We start from the raw sequence: 17,989 nt of genomic DNA on the forward strand, positions 1-17,989 counted from the left end.
ACGGATGCTGCAGCAGTTTGAGATAGCGCATGACATTTTCCGAAGATCGCCCCCGATTTTCGTGGTCATGCGCCGGGACCCGAAAGGAAGCCGTTCTGGCGATCGGCGTTGACAAACTACGAATGAATCCGCTGGCGCGCTTTCTCACGCTGGCCGGCTTTGCCGTGGCGCTGGCGAGCTGTCAGATGTTCACGCCTCCCGAGGTTCAGGAATCCGGCTTCCAGCCTTCCGACAGGCCGATCACTGTCGACAATGTCGCTGCCAACAGCAAGCTCGCCGAACTGGCCAAGGCGCAGCATCCGCGCATCCTGGCCACCTATGGCGGCGAATATTCAGATCCCAAGCTCGAGCGCATGGTCGCCAAGGTGGTCGGCAATCTGACCGTCGTGTCGGCCAATCCGACGCAGACCTATCGCATTACCATTTTGAATTCGCCCAACGTCAATGCCTTCGCGCTGCCGGGCGGTTATCTCTACATCACGCGCGGTCTGCTGGCGCTGGCCAATGATTCGGCCGAGCTTGCCGCGGTCATCGCGCATGAGATGGGCCACGTCACCGCCAACCATGGCTTGCAGCGCCAACAGCTGGAAGCCGAGGAAGGCCTGGCGACCAAGGTAGTTTCGGATGTGCTCGGCGACAGCCCGACCGCCAAGGCGGCCTTGATCCGCGGCAAGCTGAGACTGGCGCAATTCTCGCGCAACCAGGAGCTGGAGGCCGACGCCATCGGCATCAAGTCGATCGGCGAAGCCGGCTACGATCCTTTCGCCGCCGGCCGCTTCCTGCAGTCGATGTCGGCCTATACCGATTTCCGCTCGATCAGCGGCGCCACCGACGCCAGCCTCGACTTCCTGGCCACGCACCCCAACACGCCGCAGCGCATCGATCTGGCGCAGCGCCATGCCCGCCAGTTCGGCGCGCCCGGCTTCGGCACCCGCGACCGCGATTCGTTCCTCGCCGGCATAGACGGCCTGCTCTATGGCGACACGCCCGAGGAAGGCTATGTCCGCGGCGAAACCTTCCTGCATCCGGGCCTCGGCGTGTCCTTCTCGGTGCCTCAAGGCTTCATCATCGACAATTCGGCGGCAGCGGTGACGGCAACCGGGCCTGGTGACATGGCGATCCGCTTCGACGGTGTTTCGATCGACAAGAACCGGGCGCTCACCGACTATATCCGCAGCGGCTGGGTGGCTGGGCTGGACGACAGCACCGTCAAGCAGGAAACGATCAACGGTAACGAGGCGGCGACCGCGCATGCCGGTGCCGAAGGCTGGCAGTTCGATATCGCCGTGATCCGCGCCGGCGGCCAGGTCTACCGGCTGCTGACGGCGGCGCCGTCGRCCAGCACGTCGCTGGATGCGGTGGCGCGTTCGGTGAGCGGATCGTTCCGTATCCTCAGTGCCGCGGAAAAGGCGGCGCTGAAGCCGCTGCATATCCGCGTCGTCACCGTTCAGCCCGGCCAGACGATGGGTTCGCTTTCCGCCCAGATGGTTGGTGTCGATCGCAAGCTCGACCTGTTCCGCGTGCTGAATGCGCTGTCGCCAGGTGCCGCAGTCTCGGCCGGCGACAAGGTCAAGATCGTCACCGACAAGTAAGACACCTGCCGCGCGTCAGGCGGCAGTGGCCAGAAATTCCGGATTCTGCTTCACCAGCGCCACCTTGAGCTTTTCCATGGCGCGCGCCTCGATCTGGCGGACGCGTTCCTTGGAGATGCCAAGCGTCTCGCCAAGCGCTTCCAGCGTTGCACCTTCGTCGCTCAACCGGCGTTCCTCGATGATCCGGAGCTCGCGGGCATTGAGGGCGGCGAGCGCCGCTTTCAACCACACGGAGCGGCGCTCGACATCGATCGTGTCGCCGACGACCTCGTCGGGCAGCGGATCGTCCGAGACGAGGAAATCCATGCGCTCGTTCGAACCCGAGTCATCGGCAACCGGCATGTTGAGCGAGGAGTCGGGTGCCGACAGCCGCGAATCCATCATCGCAACGTCGGCCTCGGAGACGCCGAGCGCCTCCGATACCTCGCGATAGAGCGTTGCGTTGGACAGCGGTTCGGTGCCGTTGGCCAGCCGCGCGCGCAAGCGGCGCAGGTTGAAGAAAAGTGCCTTCTGCGCCGAGCTGGTGCCGCCGCGCACAATAGACCAGTTGCGCAGGATGTAGTCCTGCATCGAGGCGCGGATCCACCACGTCGCGTAAGTCGAAAACCGCACCTCGCGTTCAGGCTCGAAGCGGGCGGCCGCTTCAAGCAGGCCGACATGCCCTTCCTGGATCAGATCGCCGAGCGGCAGACCGTAGTGGCGGAATTTGGATGCCATGGAAATGACCAGCCGCATATGCGCAACCGTGATGCTGTGCAGCGCGTTCTGGTCGTTGTCTTGTTTCCAGAGCAATGCGAGTCGGTGCTCTTCTTCACGTTCGAGGTAGGGAGCCCTCATTGCCGCGCGGACCATGATCCGTCCTGCAGTGTCTTCCATCATGAGGCGCTCCCTGGCTCAGGCGATGCGGATGACTTTGCAAACTTGGCAGGGCGCCCGGGTTGAAATCGCAGCGTCGTGCCCTAGAAATCCAGAACGTGCCATGCAGGAAAATGGTTCCGTAGCCGTTGGCGGCTGGATTTGTTGTCCGAGGGATCTCGGCGATGATCGGCGACCCTGTCGATTGCGGCCAAAAAGCACTATTTCGAGAATCTGATTTCAGAAGTTGGTTGTTTTTGAAATCTCGTTCCTTATTTTTTCGACTTGTATCTGTCAGTTTCCAACCCTCACAACATGCCGGACAGCCGGCCAAGGACGGGATCACAGAAAAATGAAATGGCTCAAGTCGCTTATCATCGCCGGAACGCTGCAGGCTCTGGCTGTCACGTCGGGCCATGCCGGCGCCAATCTCGACCAGATCAAGCAGGCGGGCGTTATCAAGGTCGGTACGGAAGGCACCTATGCGCCGTTCACCTATCATGACACTTCGGGCGCTCTGGTCGGCTTCGACGTCGAAATCGCCAAGGCCATCGCCGACAAGCTCGGCGTCAAGGCCGAGTTCCTCGAAGGCAAGTGGGACGGGCTGATCGCCGGTCTCGACGCCAATCGCTATGATACCGTCATCAACGAAGTCGGCATCACCGACGCGCGCAAGGCCAAATATGACTTCTCCGATCCCTACATCGCCTCCAAGGCGGTGCTGATCGTGCGCGGCGACAACACCGACATCAAGACCTTCGCCGATCTCAAGGGCAAGAAGTCGGCGCAGTCGCTGACCTCGAATTTTGGCAAGCTCGCAGAGACCAACGGCGCCGAACTCGTCGGCACCGACGGCTTCGACCAGTCGATCCAGCTGCTTCTGACCGGCCGCGCCGATGCCACCATCAATGACAGCCTGTCGTTCCTCGACTTCAAGAAGCACAAGCCCGACGCCAATGTGAAGATCGCCGCGCAAGAGGAAAATGCCGACTATTCCGGCGTCATCGTGCGCAAAGGCGATCCGGAACTGGTTGCGGCGATCAACAAGGCGCTGGCCGACATCAAGGCCGACGGCACCTACAAGAAGATCGCCGACACGTATTTCGGCCAGGACGTTTCGAAGTAATCTACGCGGCGAGGCCAGTCACCGGCCGATGAGATATCAAGCGGCGAGCCGTCTTTGACGGTCCGCCGCTTTTGTCGTGATATGTCGAGCGCATTCGCGCCTGATCAAGCCGCCTCGACCATTTGGAGGGTCTTACGTGCCGCACTGGCTGCAACTGATGCTGGAGTCGCTGCCTTCGCTCTTGTGGGCGGCCCTGATCTTCACCGTGCCGTTGACACTGCTGTCCTTCGTTCTCGGCTTGACGGTCGGACTCGGTGCAGCGCTTGCCCGGCTGTTCGGCCCGAAGCCGCTGGTCGCGCTTGTGCGCTTCTATGTCTGGATCTTCCGCGGCACGCCGCTGCTGGTGCAGCTGTTCCTGATCTTCTACGGCCTGCCGTCGGTCGGCATCCTGCTCGACGCCTTTACCGCCGCGTTGATCGGCTTCACGCTCAACATCGGCGCCTACACGTCGGAAATCATCCGCGCCGCTATAGGCTCGGTGCCGAAAGGCCAGTGGGAAGCCGCCTATTCGATAGGCATGACCTGGAGCCAGGCGATGCGGCGCACCATCCTGCCCCAGGCCGGACGGGTCGCGGTGCCGCCGCTCTCCAACACCTTCATCTCGCTGGTCAAGGATACGTCGCTGGCCGCCGCCATCACCGTTCCGGAGATGTTCCAGGCGGCGCAGCGCATCGTCGCCACAACCTATGAGCCGCTGATCCTCTATGTCGAGGCGGCGATCCTCTATCTGGCGATGAGCTCGGTGCTGTCGGCCTTGCAGACGCGGCTGGAAGAACGACTCAATCGCTATGGCGGCTTCCTGGAGGCGCGCTCATGATCGGCCTCACCAACATCGAAAAGCGCTTCGGCGACAATCTCGTGCTGAAGGGCGTGACGGTCACCATCGCCGAAGGCAGCGTGACGGCGCTGGTCGGCCCTTCGGGCGGCGGCAAGAGCACGCTGCTGCGCTGCATCAACCTGCTGGAGATCCCGACATCCGGCACGGTGCGGATCGGTGACGAGACGCTCGAATTCCACCCCGGCGTCAAGGTTCCGGCCAGGGATATCCGGCGCCTGCGCCTGCAAACCGGCATGGTGTTCCAGAACTTCCAGCTGTTTCCGCATCGCACCGCGATCGAGAATGTCATGGAAGGGCTGGTGACGGTGCTGAAATGGCCAACGGAGCGGGCGCGCGAGCGGGCGCTCGCTTTGCTGGAGAAGGTCGGCATGGCACACAAGGCCGACGCCTGGCCGGCAACCCTGTCGGGCGGCCAGCAGCAGCGCGTGGCGATCGCTCGCGCGCTGGCCCCGTCGCCGAAAGTGTTGCTGTGCGACGAGCCAACCTCGGCGCTCGACCCGGAACTGGCGCARGARGTGGTCGACGTGCTCGGCAAGCTCGCCAGCGAGGGGACGACCATGGTGATGGCGACGCATGATCTGCGSCTCGCCTCCAAGATCGCGCAGGAGGTGGTCTTCCTCGATGCCGGCGTCATCGTCGAGAAAGGCCCGGCGGCCCTGCTGTTCGGCAATCCGGAACACCAGCGGACGAGGCGTTTCATTGCGACGCTGAAGCAAGAAGCGGAGAGGGAAGGCGGCGGTGAGGCGTAGGCGCCGTCCTCCTTCAGCCTATTGTCCCAGAAACAAAAAACCCGGCACGAGGCCGGGTTTTCATGGATTCAAAGCTGAAAAAGTTCAGGCAGCTTCTTCCTGCTCGGCTTCCTCATTATCGGCCTTGGCGCCTCGCTTAGGGCCCTTGTTGAGATTGACCTCGATCAGGCGCACGGCTTCGGTTTCCGACATCCGGTTGACGGCCGCGATCTCGCGGGCCATGCGGTCGAGTGCCGCCTCGTAGAGCTGGCGTTCGGAATAAGACTGCTCGGGCTGGTTGTCGGCGCGGTAGAGGTCGCGCACAACTTCCGAGATCGAGATCAGGTCGCCGGAATTGATCTTCGCATCATACTCCTGGGCGCGGCGCGACCACATGGTGCGCTTGACGCGGGCGCGGCCCTGCACGACTTTCAGCGCGCGCTCGACATAATCTTCTTCCGACAGCTTGCGCATGCCGATGGAGGTCGCCTTGGCGACCGGCACCTTCAGACGCATCTTGTCCTTCTGGAAGTCGATGACGAACAGTTCCAGCTTGTGCCCAGCGACTTCCTGCTCGTCGATCGAGACGATCTGGCCGACGCCATGCGCCGGATAGACAATGTACTCGCCGGTCTTGAAACCGTGACGCGCAGCGGTGGACTTCTTCTGCGGGGTTATCGTTGCCATTGCGCCCTGAACTCCTTGTTGTGGTACCGGCGTCCTGCCGGCCCGAACTCGCGCGATCGGGGAAGCCGATCGTTAGCCGCACAACAGATGAACCCATCCGGAAAAGCCGGGACCGGCAAACCGCAATAGTGCGACCGCCTGGCCCAGATCGCTCTGGTCCGGAATGAGATTTTCACCTTTCAGTGATTTGGGGCGTCTGCGCCATAAATCGACGTTGTGTCACCGGCATGTTTGGCTGATGTAACACAAAAAGTCGGAAGAATCAAGGTTTTGCTGCATAAGCGAAGGCCACAGTTAAGCGCCGCCTGTCAAGGCGCTTTATGTGACCTGTCTCTTACCCAACGTAATACCAGCCTTTGCGGACCTGTTGTCAATCGCCTTCGCCGGGCTCGGCCGAGAAGTATTTCTCGAACTTACCGGCCTCGCCGTCGAAGGATTTGGCGTCGGCCGGAGGTTCCTTCTTGGCGGTGATATTGGGCCATTTCTCGGCGTACTCGGTGTTAATCTGCAACCATTTGTCGAGCCCCGACTCGGTGTCGGGCTTGATCGCGTCGGCCGGGCATTCCGGCTCGCAGACGCCGCAGTCGATGCACTCGTCGGGGTGGATGACGAGCATGTTCTCGCCTTCGTAGAAACAATCGACCGGACAGACCTCGATGCAGTCCATATATTTGCATTTGATGCAATTGTCGGTCACGACATAGGTCATCGGTCGGCTCCGGGACGTCCCATTTTGTTGGGCTTTTTCCGTGAGGTAACGCCTTTGCCCGCAGCTTGCAAGGGCAGCCATGCCTGGCGGCATCGGCGTTTCCGAAATGGAATTCCAGACTGCAGGCCCGGTAGGGATCGGTCAGGTCCCGCGAAGTGCCTTGTTTGCCGGGTTCAGGGTTCGTTTTGTGCGTCTCGTTGCCCCAAAATCGTCGCGCACTTTTTGGCCGACCCATCAGTCATCACCAAGCAAGCGGTCGGTCTGGCGGCGTTCCTTCTTCGTCGGGCGGCCGCTGCCGGCCTCGCGCAGCGCCGGAATTGCATCGGGAGGGGCTTCGCCCGTCGGCGCGGGCGGCGGCGAGATATCCTCGTACAGCGTGCGTGCCTCCTCGGCCGGACCACGCCGCACGCCGGCGGTCAGCACCTTCCAGACGAAGATCCGACGATCAAGTGTGATGGTCAGGACGTCTCCAGGCTTGACCAGATCGGAGGCCTGCGCTGCTTTGTCGCGATTGATGCGAACCCGGCCGGCGACCACAAGTTTCGCCGCCAGCGAGCGCGATTTCACGGCGCGCGAGAAGAACAGCCATTTGTCGATGCGCTGGCGGTCTCGGGCAGCCGTTGGGGCAACCATCGACGCGAGCCCTGAGTCTACTTCTTCAGCTGGTCGCGCAAAGCCGCGAGCTTGGCGAAGGGCGAGTCCGGATCGAAGCGCACCGGGCGCTCCTCGCGCGGCTTCGGCTGGAAGGTCGGCTTTCCGCCGCCCTTGCCTCGATCGGGGCCGCCACCCTTGCCATCCGGCCTGCCGCCCTTCCAGTCGGGCCGACCTTCGCGTCGGTCGGGGCGCTCGCCTTGTGGGCGGCCTTCACGACGCTGCTCGCCCTCGCCCTGCGGCTTGGGCTTGAACTTCGAGCGGTCGAAGCGCGGCTTGCCGGTGCCGTCGCGCCGCCCCTCGTGGGCAGGACGTTCTCCAGGCGTGGCTGCGGCCGGCGCACCGGCAGCATCCGCAGGCGCGTCGTTTCGGCCGCGCGCCTGTCCGTTGCGCGAGCGATTGTTGCGGCCGGGATGGCGGGGGCGCTGTTCGAAACGGCCCTGACGCCACAACAGGATCGGCTTTGGGGCCTCGGCTTCCGGAGCGGGCTCGCTGGCGGCTGCATCGGCTACCACGACAGGCTCGTCCGACGTCACTTCAGCCGCGGGCGCAGCTTCGGAAACTGGCTCGGCCGATGCAGTCGCGACAGGTTCGGCTTCCGTCTCTGGCTCGGCAGCCAGCACGGGTTTGGCGACCGCGTCGGCGACGGCCTCGGTTGCTGCTTCTTCCGTGGCTTCGGCCGGCGCTTCGGGTTGTTCTTCCGCGACCGGCTCGGCCGCCGCTTCCGCTATGGTTTCGACAGGAATTTCGGCGGTGGCCTCGACAGCGGCAGCCGGCTCCGAACCTTCGACCGGCGCCTCCGCAGCCGCGTCGACCGCCGTGGCTTCCGCTGCCTTGGCCTGCTCGGCCCGTGTGGCCTCTTCAGCCGCGGCCTTCGCCGCCGCCGCTTCGCGCGCGGCATTGTCCTGCGCCTCGAGCCGCGCCTTGACCTCGACGGCCGGCTTCGGCTCGGCACGGTAGCCGAGACCTTTCAGGATCTCTTCCATGTCGTCGGCGGTGGCGCCGAGGATCGACATCATCGGCGGCGTCACCATGAAGGACTGGCCGTCATAGGCGCCGTCCGGCCGTTGGCCGAGACCAGGCTTCCAGTTGGTCGCCGGGCGGATCAAATCCGCCAGCCGCTCCAGAATGTCGATGCGCACCGCGCGGCGGCCGAGATTGCGGTAGCCGGCAAGCTTGTAGAAGGTCTTGTCGAAAGTGGGATCGATGACCACCGAGGTGCGGCCGGAGGCGAGTGCATGGACCACGTCGCCAAAGCCCGGCTTGTCCTTGCCGTCGTTCTTCAGCGCCCACAGCAGCGTCACCAGTCCGGCTGGCGCCGGCTTGATCAGCGCCGGCACGAAGACATGGTAGGCGCCGAAGCGCACGCCGAGACGTCGAAGGGCTGCACGGCCCTCCTGGTCGAGCGACTTCATCTCCTCGGCAATGTCGCGGCGGTTGATGAGGCCGAAATTCTCGACCAGCTGGAAGGCGATGCCGCGGCCGATGCCGGCAATCTGGTCGGCGTTCTTCAGGTCGACCAGCGGCTTCAGCAGCAACTCGATCTGGAAATTGACGAAACGTTCGGCACGCGCCGCGACCTTGTCGCGCGCCGGGCCAGTCAACTGTTCGTCGGCCAGCAGCACGAGGCGCGGCTTGAGCGTGTCTTCGCCGGCAACCAGTGTGCCGATCGGCGCGCCGATCCAGCGCAACGTGCCATCCGAGCCGAGTGCGATGTCGCCATTGGCGCAAGCACCGAAGCGTTCGGCGCGCGCCTCGAATTCGGCGGCCAGCGCCTTCTGGGCGGCGGTGCGCACAGCCTTGGCGTCTTCGCCGCCGGCGGTCTGGTCGGCGGTGAAGCGGAACCCTTGCAACTCGCCGACATGATGGCCTTCGACAAGGACGGTTCCGGTAGGACTAATTTCGGCTTCAGGCATGGTATTTTCTCTAAGGCGCCGCATGAGGACGGAAGTCCTGCGGTCTACGAAGCGTTTCGTCAACCGCTCATGCAGCGCATCCGACAATCTGTCTTCGATTTCGCGCGTCTTTTCCTGCCAGTGTGCCTGATCGGCCAGCCAGCCGGGCCGGTTCGACACGAATGTCCAGGTGCGGATCTGGGCAATGCGATGCGACAGCGTGTCGATGTCGCCTTCGGTGGTGTCGGCGCGGCGCACCTGCTCGGCCATGTAATTTTCGTCGACATGGCCATGCCGGGCGAGGTCCGTATAGATCGAAGCAATGAGGTCGGCATGCTGGGCCGGCGCGATCTTGCGGTAGTCGGGCAGCGCGCAGGCTTCCCACAGGAGCTCCACGCGTTTGGCATTGGTGGCGAGTGCGCGGATATCCTCGTCGCGCGACAGGTGCTCGAGCGCCTGCGCATCGACGGCAGGCAGTGCCCGCGTCAGCCCCTCGACCGGGGCGTTGGTCTCGATCGAGCGTTTCAGCGCGTCGAGGTTGGCGAAGTCGAAATGCGCGGTGCGCCACTGCAGCACCTTCACCGGGTCGAAGTCGTGGCCTTCGATCTTCTTGACCAGATCCTCGTCCAGCGGATCGACCTGGCCGGTGACGCCAAACGTGCCGTCGCGAAGATGCCGACCGGCGCGGCCGGCGATCTGGCCGAGCTCGGCCGCCGTCAGGTTGCGATACTGATAGCCGTCGAACTTGCGGTTCTGGGCGAAGGCGACATGATCGAGATCAAGGTTGAGACCCATGCCGATGGCGTCGGTGGCGATCAGATAGTCGACGTCGCCCGACTGGAACAGCGCCACCTGGGCGTTGCGGGTGCGAGGCGACAGCGCGCCGAGCACGACGGCGGCGCCGCCCTGCTGGCGGCGGATCAATTCAGCGATGGCATAGACCTCGTCGGCGGAGAAGGCGACGATCGCCGTGCGCCGCGGCAGCCGCGTCAGCTTCTTCGAGCCGGCATAGGCGAGATGCGAAAGCCTCGGCCGCGTCACCACGGAGACGCCCTTCAAGAGGCGCTGGAGGATGCCGTGCATGGTGGCCGCACCCAGCAGCAGCGTTTCCTGGCGGCCGCGCAGGTGCAGGATGCGGTCGGTGAAGATGTGGCCGCGCTCGAGATCGCTGGCCAACTGCACCTCGTCGATGGCGACGAAGGCGGCGTCGGTCTCGCGCGGCATGGCCTCGACGGTGCAGACCGAATATTTGGCGCCGGGCGGCTGGATCTTCTCCTCGCCGGTGATCAGCGCGACCTTGTGGGCGCCGACCTTTTCGCAGACGCGGCCATAGACCTCACGCGCAAGCAGCCTGAGCGGCAGGCCGATGATGCCGCTCTCGTGCGCCACCATGCGCTCGATGGCGAGATGGGTCTTGCCGGTGTTGGTCGGCCCAAGCACGGCGGTCACGTCACGGCCCGACAGGATCAGCGGCTCGGTATGTTTCGACTGGATGTTCATCGACCTGGAAATAAGGCTTTCTGGTCTCTCGTTGTCGGGAGCGTGCCTCAAGTGGCGCGTATGACAGGCGACACATAAGGATTTCGAGCGCGAAGCGAAAGCGGAATGTTCCACCGGCGGCTCGAAGTCGTCTCCTGTCAGGCTCCAGATTGGCTGCGGGTTAACAGTTGGAACGAGTCTGGAACGAATCGGACACGAATCAGTGACTCGACCAGATTCAGCTTTTGTTCACGGCTACATATGGATTTTGTGACCATGAGTCTCACCACATGCTGAATCAACGAACTGGCCCGTTTCATGCAGGGCGAGCTCTGCCGTTAACCTTTGCCGGCGAACGACTGGAATGCTTTGGTCAGCCTCATCCAAGATTATGAAATTGTTAACCTTTCCTAAACGGCGTTCAGGATTTGACGGGCGATTCCGGCTGTCGTCGTTAACACTCCGCTCAAAGCCGGAACGAACCGGCTACGAATCGGCGATGCCAGAATCTTCCCGTTTTGTTCACCCCAATATCTTGTGTTGCGAACAGCTTATCCACCAAGAATCCACAGGTTGCAGAGCCGCTTTTGCACAAGGCGGCCGGTGGCTGTTAACCTCTGCGTGCCGGATTGGGTCAGCAGCCGGCGTGGGGCAGGCCGAAGGCATAAAGCCGCCGGCAAAAGACGGACCGGTTTGCCGGCCCGTCGGTCTCGCCACTCACACCGGCGCTTATGCCGTCTGGACAGAAAATCGCTTCACACTTTTCCTGGGATGCTTCAGGCGAAGTGAATTGCTTCAGGCGAAGTATTGGCCGCCATTGGCTGTGATGGTCGAGCCGGTGATGAAGCCTGCATCTTCGGATGCGAGGAAGACGACGCAGCGCGCGATCTCTTCCGGCTCGCCGAGGCGACCGATCGGGATCTGCGGGATGATGCGCTCGTTGAGCACCTTCTCGTCGATCGCCTTGACCATTTCGGTGGCGATATAGCCGGGGCAGATGACATTGACGGTGATGCCGGCGCGGGCCCCTTCCTGGGCGAGCGCCTTCGAAAAGCCGATGTCGCCGGCCTTGGCGGCGGAATAATTCACCTGTCCGGCCTGGCCCTTCTGGCCGTTGATCGAGGAGATGGTGATGACACGGCCGAACTTGCGGTCGCGCATGCCGCTCCACAGCGGATGCGTCATGTTGAAGACGCCCGACAAATTGGTGTCGATGACCTCTTTCCACTGTTCGCGCGTGATCTTGTGGAACATGGCGTCGCGTGTGATGCCGGCATTGTTGACCAACACCGAGACCGGACCGAGATCAGCCTCGACCTGCTTGATGCCGGCGGTGCAGGAATCATAGTCGGCGACCGACCATTTGTAGACCGGGATGCCGGTCTCGGCCTTGAATTTCGCCGCCGCGTCGTCATTGCCGGCGTAGTTGGCGGCAACCGAATAGCCGGCGTTCTTCAATGCGATCGAGATCGCCGCGCCGATGCCGCGCGATCCGCCTGTGACGATTGCTACCTTGGTCATGCGTTTCCCCTATTTTGATATCGCCCTGTTGTCGGGCTTGGCAGGCACTGCATACCGACCGGGCGGCTCGCGCCGCCCGTTCAGGTGATATCCCTAGAGCGCTTCCACGCACATGGCGACGCCCATGCCGCCGCCGATGCACAGGGTGGCGAGGCCTTTCTTGGCGCCGCGCCGGCGCATCTCGAAAACCAGCGTGTTGAAGATGCGGGCACCCGACGCACCGATCGGATGGCCAATGGCAATGGCGCCGCCATTGACGTTGACGATCGAGGGATCCCAGCCCATGTCCTTGTTGACGGCGCAAGCCTGGGCGGCAAAGGCCTCGTTGGCCTCGATCAGGTCGAGATCGCCGACCGACCAGCCGGCCTTCTCCAATGCCTTGCGCGAAGCCGGTATCGGACCGGTGCCCATGATCTGGGGGTCGACGCCGGCGGTTGCCCAGGACACGATGCGCGCCAGCGGGGTGATGCTGCGCCTCACCGCTTCGGCTTCGCTCATCAGCACCGCACCGGCGGCGCCGTCATTGATGCCGGAGGCGTTGGCGGCGGTCACCGTACCGTCCTTGTCGAAAGCCGGCTTGAGCTTGGTCATGGCGTCGAGCGTGGCGCCGTGGCGGATGTACTCGTCCTGGTCGACAATGGTGTCGCCCTTCCTGCCCTTGATGGTGACGGCGACGATCTCGTCCTTGAACTTGCCGGCCTTCTGCGCCGCCTCGGCCTTGTTCTGCGAGGCGAGCGCGAACTGGTCCTGATCGTCGCGGGTGATCTGGAACTGACGAGCGACGTTTTCGGCGGTGTTGCCCATGTGGTAGCCGTTGAAGGCATCCCACAGTCCGTCCTTGATCATGGTGTCGATCAGCTTGAAGTCGCCCATCTTGACGCCGGCGCGCAGGTGCTGGGCATGCGCCGAAAGCGACATCGATTCCTGTCCGCCGGCGATGACCACCTTGGCATCGCCGGTGGCGATCTGCTGCATGCCGAGCGCAATGGCGCGAAGGCCCGAGCCGCAAACCTGGTTGAGGCCCCAGGCCGTGGTTTCCTTGGGCAAGCCGGCATTGATCGATGCCTGGCGGGCCGGGTTCTGACCCTGAGCGGCGGTCAGCACCTGGCCGAGGATGACCTCGTCGACCTCGCCTGGTTCGACACCGGCACGCGACAGCAGTTCCTTGATGACGATAGCACCGAGCTCATGCGCCGGGGTGGTGGCGAAAGCGCCGTTGAAGGAGCCGACCGGCGTGCGCGCCGCACTGGCAATGACGATGGAAGCGGACATTTTCTTCTCCAGACTTCAAGGGTGTTGTTCTGTCGTTGAGGACTTTTCTTGCCCTTTCCAGAACCCAAGTCAAACCGGAAATGGGCATGGCGCCCATGCGCTGCAAGCACATCGCACCTTGCGATGGCGCTACTCTGTCCGTTGCTGCGCAGCATATTTTGCCTGCTATGCAGCATTTAATGATGCCGCAGTGCACAAACTGCTTGGAATTGTGAGGCTTTTGCGCATATCCTCAAAAAAGGCACAATCGTTACCGGCGGCTTACTCGGGGGCGCCGGTGTCCCGGGGAGGATGCAGATGGCCGCGAAAGACGATCCGATCATCATCAAGAAATACGCCAATCGCCGCCTCTACAACACCGGCACCAGCACCTATGTGACGCTCGAGGACCTCGCCGAGATGGTCAAGAAGGGCGAGGAGTTCACCGTCCAGGACGCCAAGACCGGTGACGACATCACCCATCCGGTGCTGACCCAGATCATCTTCGAGCTGGAGAACAAGGATGGGCAGAACATGCTGCCGATCCCGTTCCTGCGCCAGCTGATCGCCTATTACGGCGACCAGATGCAGATGATCGTGCCAAGCTTCCTCGAACAGTCCATGCTGGCCTTCTCCAAGGAGCAGGAACGCTTTCGCGAGCAGATGAAGGGTGCGCTCGGCAAGTCGCCGCTGGACATGATGAAGATCACCACGCCGATCAAGGCGCTGGAGGAGCAGACGCGGCGCAACATGGAAATGTTCCAGAATGCAATGCGGCTGTTCACGCCCTTCCCGCCGCCGGGTTCCGCGCCAGCCGCGGCCCCGGCCGAGCCGGGCAGGAAGGAAACACCGGAAAAGCCCGACGACCTTCAGGATCTGAAGGATCAGATCGCCGCCATGCAGCGCAAGCTCGACACGATGTCGTGAACGGTTCGGATCGAAAGATCCGCTAGCCGGCGCATAGTGCTATCGCGGCAGCAATCCCTCATAGCGGCCGCGTGGCCTGATGACACTTCCACTTGTCACCTGTTCGATCGTGTGCGCGGCCCAGCCGACGCYGCGTGCGAGTGCGAACAGGCGGAACGGTGCATCGCGCGGCAAGCCAAGGCCGCGTGTCAGCACGGCCAATGCGAAGTCGATGTTCGGGCGTGTGCCGGTCGCGGCAAGGGCCGCATCACGCAGCGATTGAGAAAGATCATCGATGTCGATTACGCTCAGCAATGCCGCCGCGCGGGGATCGCCGTCGGGATAGAGCGGATGGCCGAAGCTCGGCAGAGGCCGGTCATGGCTGAGCCAGCGCCGGATCGCCGCCTCGGCACCGTGCCGCCCCGCATCCTCGGCCAGTTGCATCACCGCTTCGCCGGCGCCGCCATGGCGAGGGCCTGACAATGTCGCCAACCCAGCGAGCAGGCAAGCGGCCATCGGCGCTCCGGTCGAGGCCGCGACACGGGCGGCGAAGGTCGATGCGTTGAGTTCGTGGTCGGCGAGCAGGACGAGCGCGCGGCGGATCGCATCGGCTCCCGCTGCATCCACCGACCAGTCCCGCGCCAATCGCCGATGAACTGGGTCCGGTCCCGCTGATGCGCCCAAGGCGCTGGCCAACACGCCGACCGCGTGCGCGGCATCGGCATGCAGCGAGGTGGCGCTGCGCCCGAGTGAAGGCCGCCCCTGGCCGGCAAGCACGGCAAGTTGCGCAAAGGCCGAGGCCCGGCCGGGTTGGTGGGCCGCATCCGGCGCCGGCGCTCGGAAGGCCACCGGTTCAGGCAGCGCCCAGAGCACTGCCGCTGTTTCTTCCAACGTGGCACTCGCTGAAAGCGCAACGGCGTCCTGGCCACGATAGACAAGATGACCGTGCAGGACGGTCGAGATCGAGGTGACGATCGACGGTTCGCCCCAGGCAATGGCGCTTTCGGCGATGGCCGACGGGCTGCGTCCTCGCGCCCTTCGCGTTGCCAGTGCCGCTATGTCGTCGGCACGATATTGGCTGCGGCGCGGATCGGCGCGGTCCGGTTGCATGCCGATGCGGCCGCGGCTGACATAGGCGTAGAGTGTCTGGGGCCGCACCTTGAGCCTTTCCAGCGCCTCTTCCCGCGACAACCACTCGGACATATCGAACTCTGATATTGATTATATTGATCAAGATTGATCGGCAGATTGCCTAGCCTTATCTCTGATGCGGAAATGGATCAAGGAGGCAGGCTATGGCGAGTGGGCTCGACGACGTTGTGGCGGCTGAAACCGTTCTCTCCGACGTGGATGGTCTTGGCGGCCATCTGACCATCCGCGGCCATTCCCTGCGGGACCTGGCCGGACGCTGGAGCTACGCGCAAGTGGTCAGCCTGCTGCTCGATGGCTTCTTCGAAGACCTTCCCGGCGATGCCGAACTGGCGCGAGCGCTGGGCCAGGCACGCGCAGAAGTGTTCGAGCGGCTTTTGCCCTCATTGCCCTTGTTGGCTCCGCTCGATGTCTACAGCGCCATGCGCGCCGGCATGGCGCTGTTGCCGGACGGCGAGACTTTGCCGGACGCGCTACGGCTGGTTGCGGCGCCCGCGGTGCTGACGCCGGCCCTGCTTCGCCTACGGCGCGGTGAGGCGCCCATCGCGCCGGACAGCCTGTCCGATCATGCCGCCGACATGTTGAGGATGCTCAGCGGTCGTGCCTCGCCGGCGCTGGCGAAGGCGCTCGACACCTATCTGGTGACCGTCTGCGATCATGGCCTCAATGCCTCGACCTTCGCCACCCGCGTGGTCGCGTCGACGCAGGCCGGCCTGACATCGTCCGTGCTGGCCGGGCTCGGCGCGCTCAAGGGGCCGCTGCATGGCGGCGCGCCCGGTCCGGTGATCGAGATGCTGGATGCGATCGAGGCGCATGGCGATGCCGCCGGCTGGCTGCGCGACGAGGTCGCGCATGGCCAGCGCATCATGGGCTTCGGCCATCGCATCTACCGCGTGCGCGATCCGCGTGCCGACGTGCTGAAGGCGGTCGTGCGGCAACTCGGCGGCGAGAGCGAAACCGGTCGCCGGCTGGCCTTCGCGGAGACAGTGGAGCAGGCCGCGCTCGACGTGCTGCGGATTGCCAAGCCGTCGCGCTCGCTGCAGACCAACGTTGAGTTCTACACCGCGCTGCTGCTGGAGGCGGCGGGTTTCCCCAAGGAGGCATTTAGCAACGTCTTCGCCGCCGGGCGTGTCGCCGGCTGGATTGCGCACGCCCGCGAACAGCAGACGACCGGACGGTTGATCCGGCCGCAGTCGCGCTATGTCGGGCCGGTGCCGGACCTCGTTGCCTGAAGCTGTCTGCCTGTTTCGATGGATGCCGCCTCCTCCGCTTCGAAGCGGCGAGGCGGTTCTTCATGACCGAAATTCATGTGATCACGCGACCGTGTTCGTGTTCTTGCCTTGGTCAGGACTTATATGCTGCACTGCAACATAGGTCCGCTGTAACCGAACCGTCCCGATCCTCGGGCGCGATGAGGCCTGCAGCATCCAAAACGACAGGAACGCCATGACGAAAAACGACAAGGCGGAGGAAACCAAGAAGATCAACATCGCGCTTCAGGGCGGCGGCTCGCACGGGGCCTTTTCCTGGGGCGTGCTCGACCGGCTGCTGGAGGATGGCAGGCTGGAGATCGCAGCGGTGTCCGGGACCAGCGCCGGCGCCATGAACGCGGTGGCGCTAGCCGACGGCTTCGTGCGTGGCGGCGTCGAGGGAGCACGGCAAAAGCTCGATGATTTCTGGCGCGCGGTGGCGGCAAAGGGCCGGTTCAGCCCGGTGCAGCGCATGCCGTGGGATGTCGCCTGGGGCAATTGGTCGATCGAGAACACGCCGGGCTATGTCTTCTTCGACACCATGTCGCGGGTATTTTCGCCCTATGTCGCCAACCCGCTCGGCCTCAACCCGCTGCGTGACGTCGTGCAGAAGGAGATTAATTTCGCCAATGTTCGCGCTTGCAAGTCGATGGAACTGTTCATTTCGGCGACCAATGTCGAAACCGGGCAGTTGCGCGTCTTTTCCGACGGCGAGATCGATCTCGACACGGTGATGGCCTCGGCTTGCCTGCCGCAACTGTTCCGCGCCGTCGAGATCAAGGGCGTGCCCTATTGGGATGGCGGCTATGGCGGCAATCCGGCGCTTTATCCGTTCTTCAAGACGGCGGCGACCGAGGACGTGCTTCTGGTGCAGATCAATCCGGTGGTGCGGGAAGGAACGCCAAGGAGCGCCAACGAGATCCAGAACCGCATCGACGAGATCACCTTCAACGCCGGGCTGTTGCGCGAATTCCGCTCGATCGCCTTTGTCAAGGAGCTGATCGCCGCCGGCCGCCTGCCGCATGGCGAATACCGCGACATCCGCATGCACCGCATCGATGCCGACGAGGCGTTCAAGGACCTGTCGGCGTCGTCGAAGGTCAATGCCGAATGGGCGTTCCTGAGCTATATGCGCGATCTCGGCCGCACCGCCGCCAGCGACTGGCTGGAGGAGAATTACGATGCGGTCGGCAAGCGCCCGACGCTCGATCTGTCAGGCGAGCTCGATGACGGCTTCAAGCCGGTGCGTGGTCCCGCACCTGGCCGGCGGGTCAAGGAATTCCTCGCTGTGCGCAAGAACCCGGAGGCAGAGCGCCGTCGCGCCTGACCCGAAAACCGGCACAGCCTGGCTT

Annotated in this window: 15 protein-coding genes; 7 read left to right on the top strand and 8 right to left on the bottom strand. The window is 63.6% G+C overall.

Annotation, left to right across the window (positions count from 1 at the left end):
- The first annotated feature begins 122 nt into the window (after nucleotides 1–122).
- Nucleotides 123–1,592, top strand: coding sequence for a M48 family metalloprotease (locus tag AC1D0I_RS16150; protein ID WP_477396305.1), 1,470 nt, complete (start codon nucleotides 123–125; stop codon nucleotides 1,590–1,592).
- Between the two features lie 15 nt (nucleotides 1,593–1,607).
- On the opposite strand, the gene AC1D0I_RS16155 is transcribed toward AC1D0I_RS16150, so the two are convergent.
- Nucleotides 1,608–2,471: an RNA polymerase factor sigma-32 gene (locus AC1D0I_RS16155; RefSeq protein ID WP_477396307.1), complete on the bottom strand. Its 864-nt coding sequence runs from the start codon at nucleotides 2,469–2,471 to the stop codon at nucleotides 1,608–1,610.
- A gap of 328 nt (nucleotides 2,472–2,799) precedes the next feature.
- On the opposite strand from AC1D0I_RS16155, the gene AC1D0I_RS16160 reads away from it, so the two are divergent.
- The 3 genes from AC1D0I_RS16160 to AC1D0I_RS16170 all read left to right on the top strand — a co-directional run bounded on the left by AC1D0I_RS16160 (nucleotide 2,800) and on the right by AC1D0I_RS16170 (nucleotide 5,160).
- The gene (locus AC1D0I_RS16160; protein ID WP_477227703.1) at nucleotides 2,800–3,573 is read left to right on the top strand and encodes an amino acid ABC transporter substrate-binding protein; all 774 of its coding nucleotides are present in this window, start codon (nucleotides 2,800–2,802) and stop codon (nucleotides 3,571–3,573) included.
- A 136-nt stretch (nucleotides 3,574–3,709) separates the two neighbouring features.
- Complete coding sequence (locus AC1D0I_RS16165) at nucleotides 3,710–4,390, top strand: amino acid ABC transporter permease (protein WP_095089467.1); 681 nt, start codon at nucleotides 3,710–3,712, stop codon at nucleotides 4,388–4,390.
- Complete coding sequence (locus AC1D0I_RS16170; RefSeq protein ID WP_477396309.1) at nucleotides 4,387–5,160, top strand: amino acid ABC transporter ATP-binding protein; 774 nt, start codon at nucleotides 4,387–4,389, stop codon at nucleotides 5,158–5,160. The genes AC1D0I_RS16165 and AC1D0I_RS16170 overlap by 4 nt, the downstream gene beginning before the upstream one ends.
- Before the next feature lie 84 nt (nucleotides 5,161–5,244).
- Here the strand turns inward: AC1D0I_RS16170 and AC1D0I_RS16175 are convergent, their stop codons facing one another.
- From AC1D0I_RS16175 to AC1D0I_RS16200, 6 genes are all read right to left on the bottom strand, one after another.
- On the bottom strand, nucleotides 5,245–5,826 hold the full coding sequence (locus AC1D0I_RS16175) for a CarD family transcriptional regulator (protein WP_006327799.1): 582 nt from the start codon (nucleotides 5,824–5,826) through the stop codon (nucleotides 5,245–5,247).
- A gap of 370 nt (nucleotides 5,827–6,196) precedes the next feature.
- A complete protein-coding gene (fdxA, locus tag AC1D0I_RS16180; protein WP_095089463.1) occupies nucleotides 6,197–6,535 on the bottom strand; it encodes a ferredoxin FdxA in 339 nt (112 codons plus the stop codon).
- 234 nt (nucleotides 6,536–6,769) lie between these two features.
- Nucleotides 6,770–7,168, bottom strand: a complete 399-nt coding sequence (locus tag AC1D0I_RS16185) for an RNA-binding S4 domain-containing protein (RefSeq protein WP_095089461.1) — start codon at nucleotides 7,166–7,168, stop codon at nucleotides 6,770–6,772.
- 17 nt (nucleotides 7,169–7,185) lie between these two features.
- On the bottom strand, nucleotides 7,186–10,581 hold the full coding sequence (locus tag AC1D0I_RS16190) for a helicase-related protein (RefSeq protein WP_477396311.1): 3,396 nt from the start codon (nucleotides 10,579–10,581) through the stop codon (nucleotides 7,186–7,188).
- Nucleotides 10,582–11,355: 774 nt separating this feature from the next.
- Nucleotides 11,356–12,081: an acetoacetyl-CoA reductase gene (gene phbB, locus AC1D0I_RS16195; protein WP_477227704.1), complete on the bottom strand. Its 726-nt coding sequence runs from the start codon at nucleotides 12,079–12,081 to the stop codon at nucleotides 11,356–11,358.
- A 93-nt stretch (nucleotides 12,082–12,174) separates the two neighbouring features.
- The gene (locus tag AC1D0I_RS16200; protein WP_477396313.1) at nucleotides 12,175–13,353 is read right to left on the bottom strand and encodes an acetyl-CoA C-acetyltransferase; all 1,179 of its coding nucleotides are present in this window, start codon (nucleotides 13,351–13,353) and stop codon (nucleotides 12,175–12,177) included.
- Nucleotides 13,354–13,650: 297 nt separating this feature from the next.
- Here AC1D0I_RS16200 and phaR point away from each other — a divergent pair, with 297 nt between their 5' ends.
- Nucleotides 13,651–14,259 carry a polyhydroxyalkanoate synthesis repressor PhaR gene (gene phaR, locus AC1D0I_RS16205; protein WP_477396315.1) on the top strand — a complete coding sequence of 203 codons (609 nt, stop codon included), beginning with the start codon at nucleotides 13,651–13,653 and terminating at the stop codon, nucleotides 14,257–14,259.
- Nucleotides 14,260–14,298: 39 nt separating this feature from the next.
- Here phaR and AC1D0I_RS16210 read toward each other — a convergent pair whose 3' ends face one another.
- Entirely contained in the window at nucleotides 14,299–15,441 is a 1,143-nt protein-coding gene (locus tag AC1D0I_RS16210; protein ID WP_477396317.1) for a citrate/2-methylcitrate synthase, read from the bottom strand.
- A gap of 92 nt (nucleotides 15,442–15,533) precedes the next feature.
- Between AC1D0I_RS16210 and AC1D0I_RS16215 the strand changes: the two genes are divergently transcribed.
- Both AC1D0I_RS16215 and AC1D0I_RS16220 read left to right on the top strand, forming a co-directional pair.
- Nucleotides 15,534–16,619 (top strand): citrate synthase/methylcitrate synthase, encoded by a 1,086-nt coding sequence (locus AC1D0I_RS16215; RefSeq protein ID WP_477299983.1) that lies wholly within the window; start codon nucleotides 15,534–15,536, stop codon nucleotides 16,617–16,619.
- Between the two features lie 214 nt (nucleotides 16,620–16,833).
- Nucleotides 16,834–17,964 carry a patatin-like phospholipase family protein gene (locus AC1D0I_RS16220; RefSeq protein WP_477396319.1) on the top strand — a complete coding sequence of 377 codons (1,131 nt, stop codon included), beginning with the start codon at nucleotides 16,834–16,836 and terminating at the stop codon, nucleotides 17,962–17,964.
- Nucleotides 17,965–17,989: the final 25 nt, after the last annotated feature.

This window comes from Mesorhizobium sp. P2_D1, from assembly GCF_056404455.1.

What these genes read in the sequence shown, in the direction of transcription:
- AC1D0I_RS16155 (WP_477396307.1), bottom strand. Translation starts at nt 2,471, where the DNA reads ATGATGGAAGACACTGCAGGACGGATCATGGTCCGCGCGGCAATGAGG.
- AC1D0I_RS16160 (WP_477227703.1), top strand. Translation starts at nt 2,800, where the DNA reads ATGAAATGGCTCAAGTCGCTTATCATCGCCGGAACGCTGCAGGCTCTG.
- AC1D0I_RS16175 (WP_006327799.1), bottom strand. Translation starts at nt 5,826, where the DNA reads ATGGCAACGATAACCCCGCAGAAGAAGTCCACCGCTGCGCGTCACGGT.
- fdxA (WP_095089463.1), bottom strand. Translation starts at nt 6,535, where the DNA reads ATGACCTATGTCGTGACCGACAATTGCATCAAATGCAAATATATGGAC.
- AC1D0I_RS16185 (WP_095089461.1), bottom strand. Translation starts at nt 7,168, where the DNA reads ATGGTTGCCCCAACGGCTGCCCGAGACCGCCAGCGCATCGACAAATGG.
- AC1D0I_RS16190 (WP_477396311.1), bottom strand. Translation starts at nt 10,581, where the DNA reads ATGAACATCCAGTCGAAACATACCGAGCCGCTGATCCTGTCGGGCCGT.
- phbB (WP_477227704.1), bottom strand. Translation starts at nt 12,081, where the DNA reads ATGACCAAGGTAGCAATCGTCACAGGCGGATCGCGCGGCATCGGCGCG.
- AC1D0I_RS16200 (WP_477396313.1), bottom strand. Translation starts at nt 13,353, where the DNA reads ATGTCCGCTTCCATCGTCATTGCCAGTGCGGCGCGCACGCCGGTCGGC.
- phaR (WP_477396315.1), top strand. Translation starts at nt 13,651, where the DNA reads ATGGCCGCGAAAGACGATCCGATCATCATCAAGAAATACGCCAATCGC.
- AC1D0I_RS16215 (WP_477299983.1), top strand. Translation starts at nt 15,534, where the DNA reads ATGGCGAGTGGGCTCGACGACGTTGTGGCGGCTGAAACCGTTCTCTCC.
- AC1D0I_RS16220 (WP_477396319.1), top strand. Translation starts at nt 16,834, where the DNA reads ATGACGAAAAACGACAAGGCGGAGGAAACCAAGAAGATCAACATCGCG.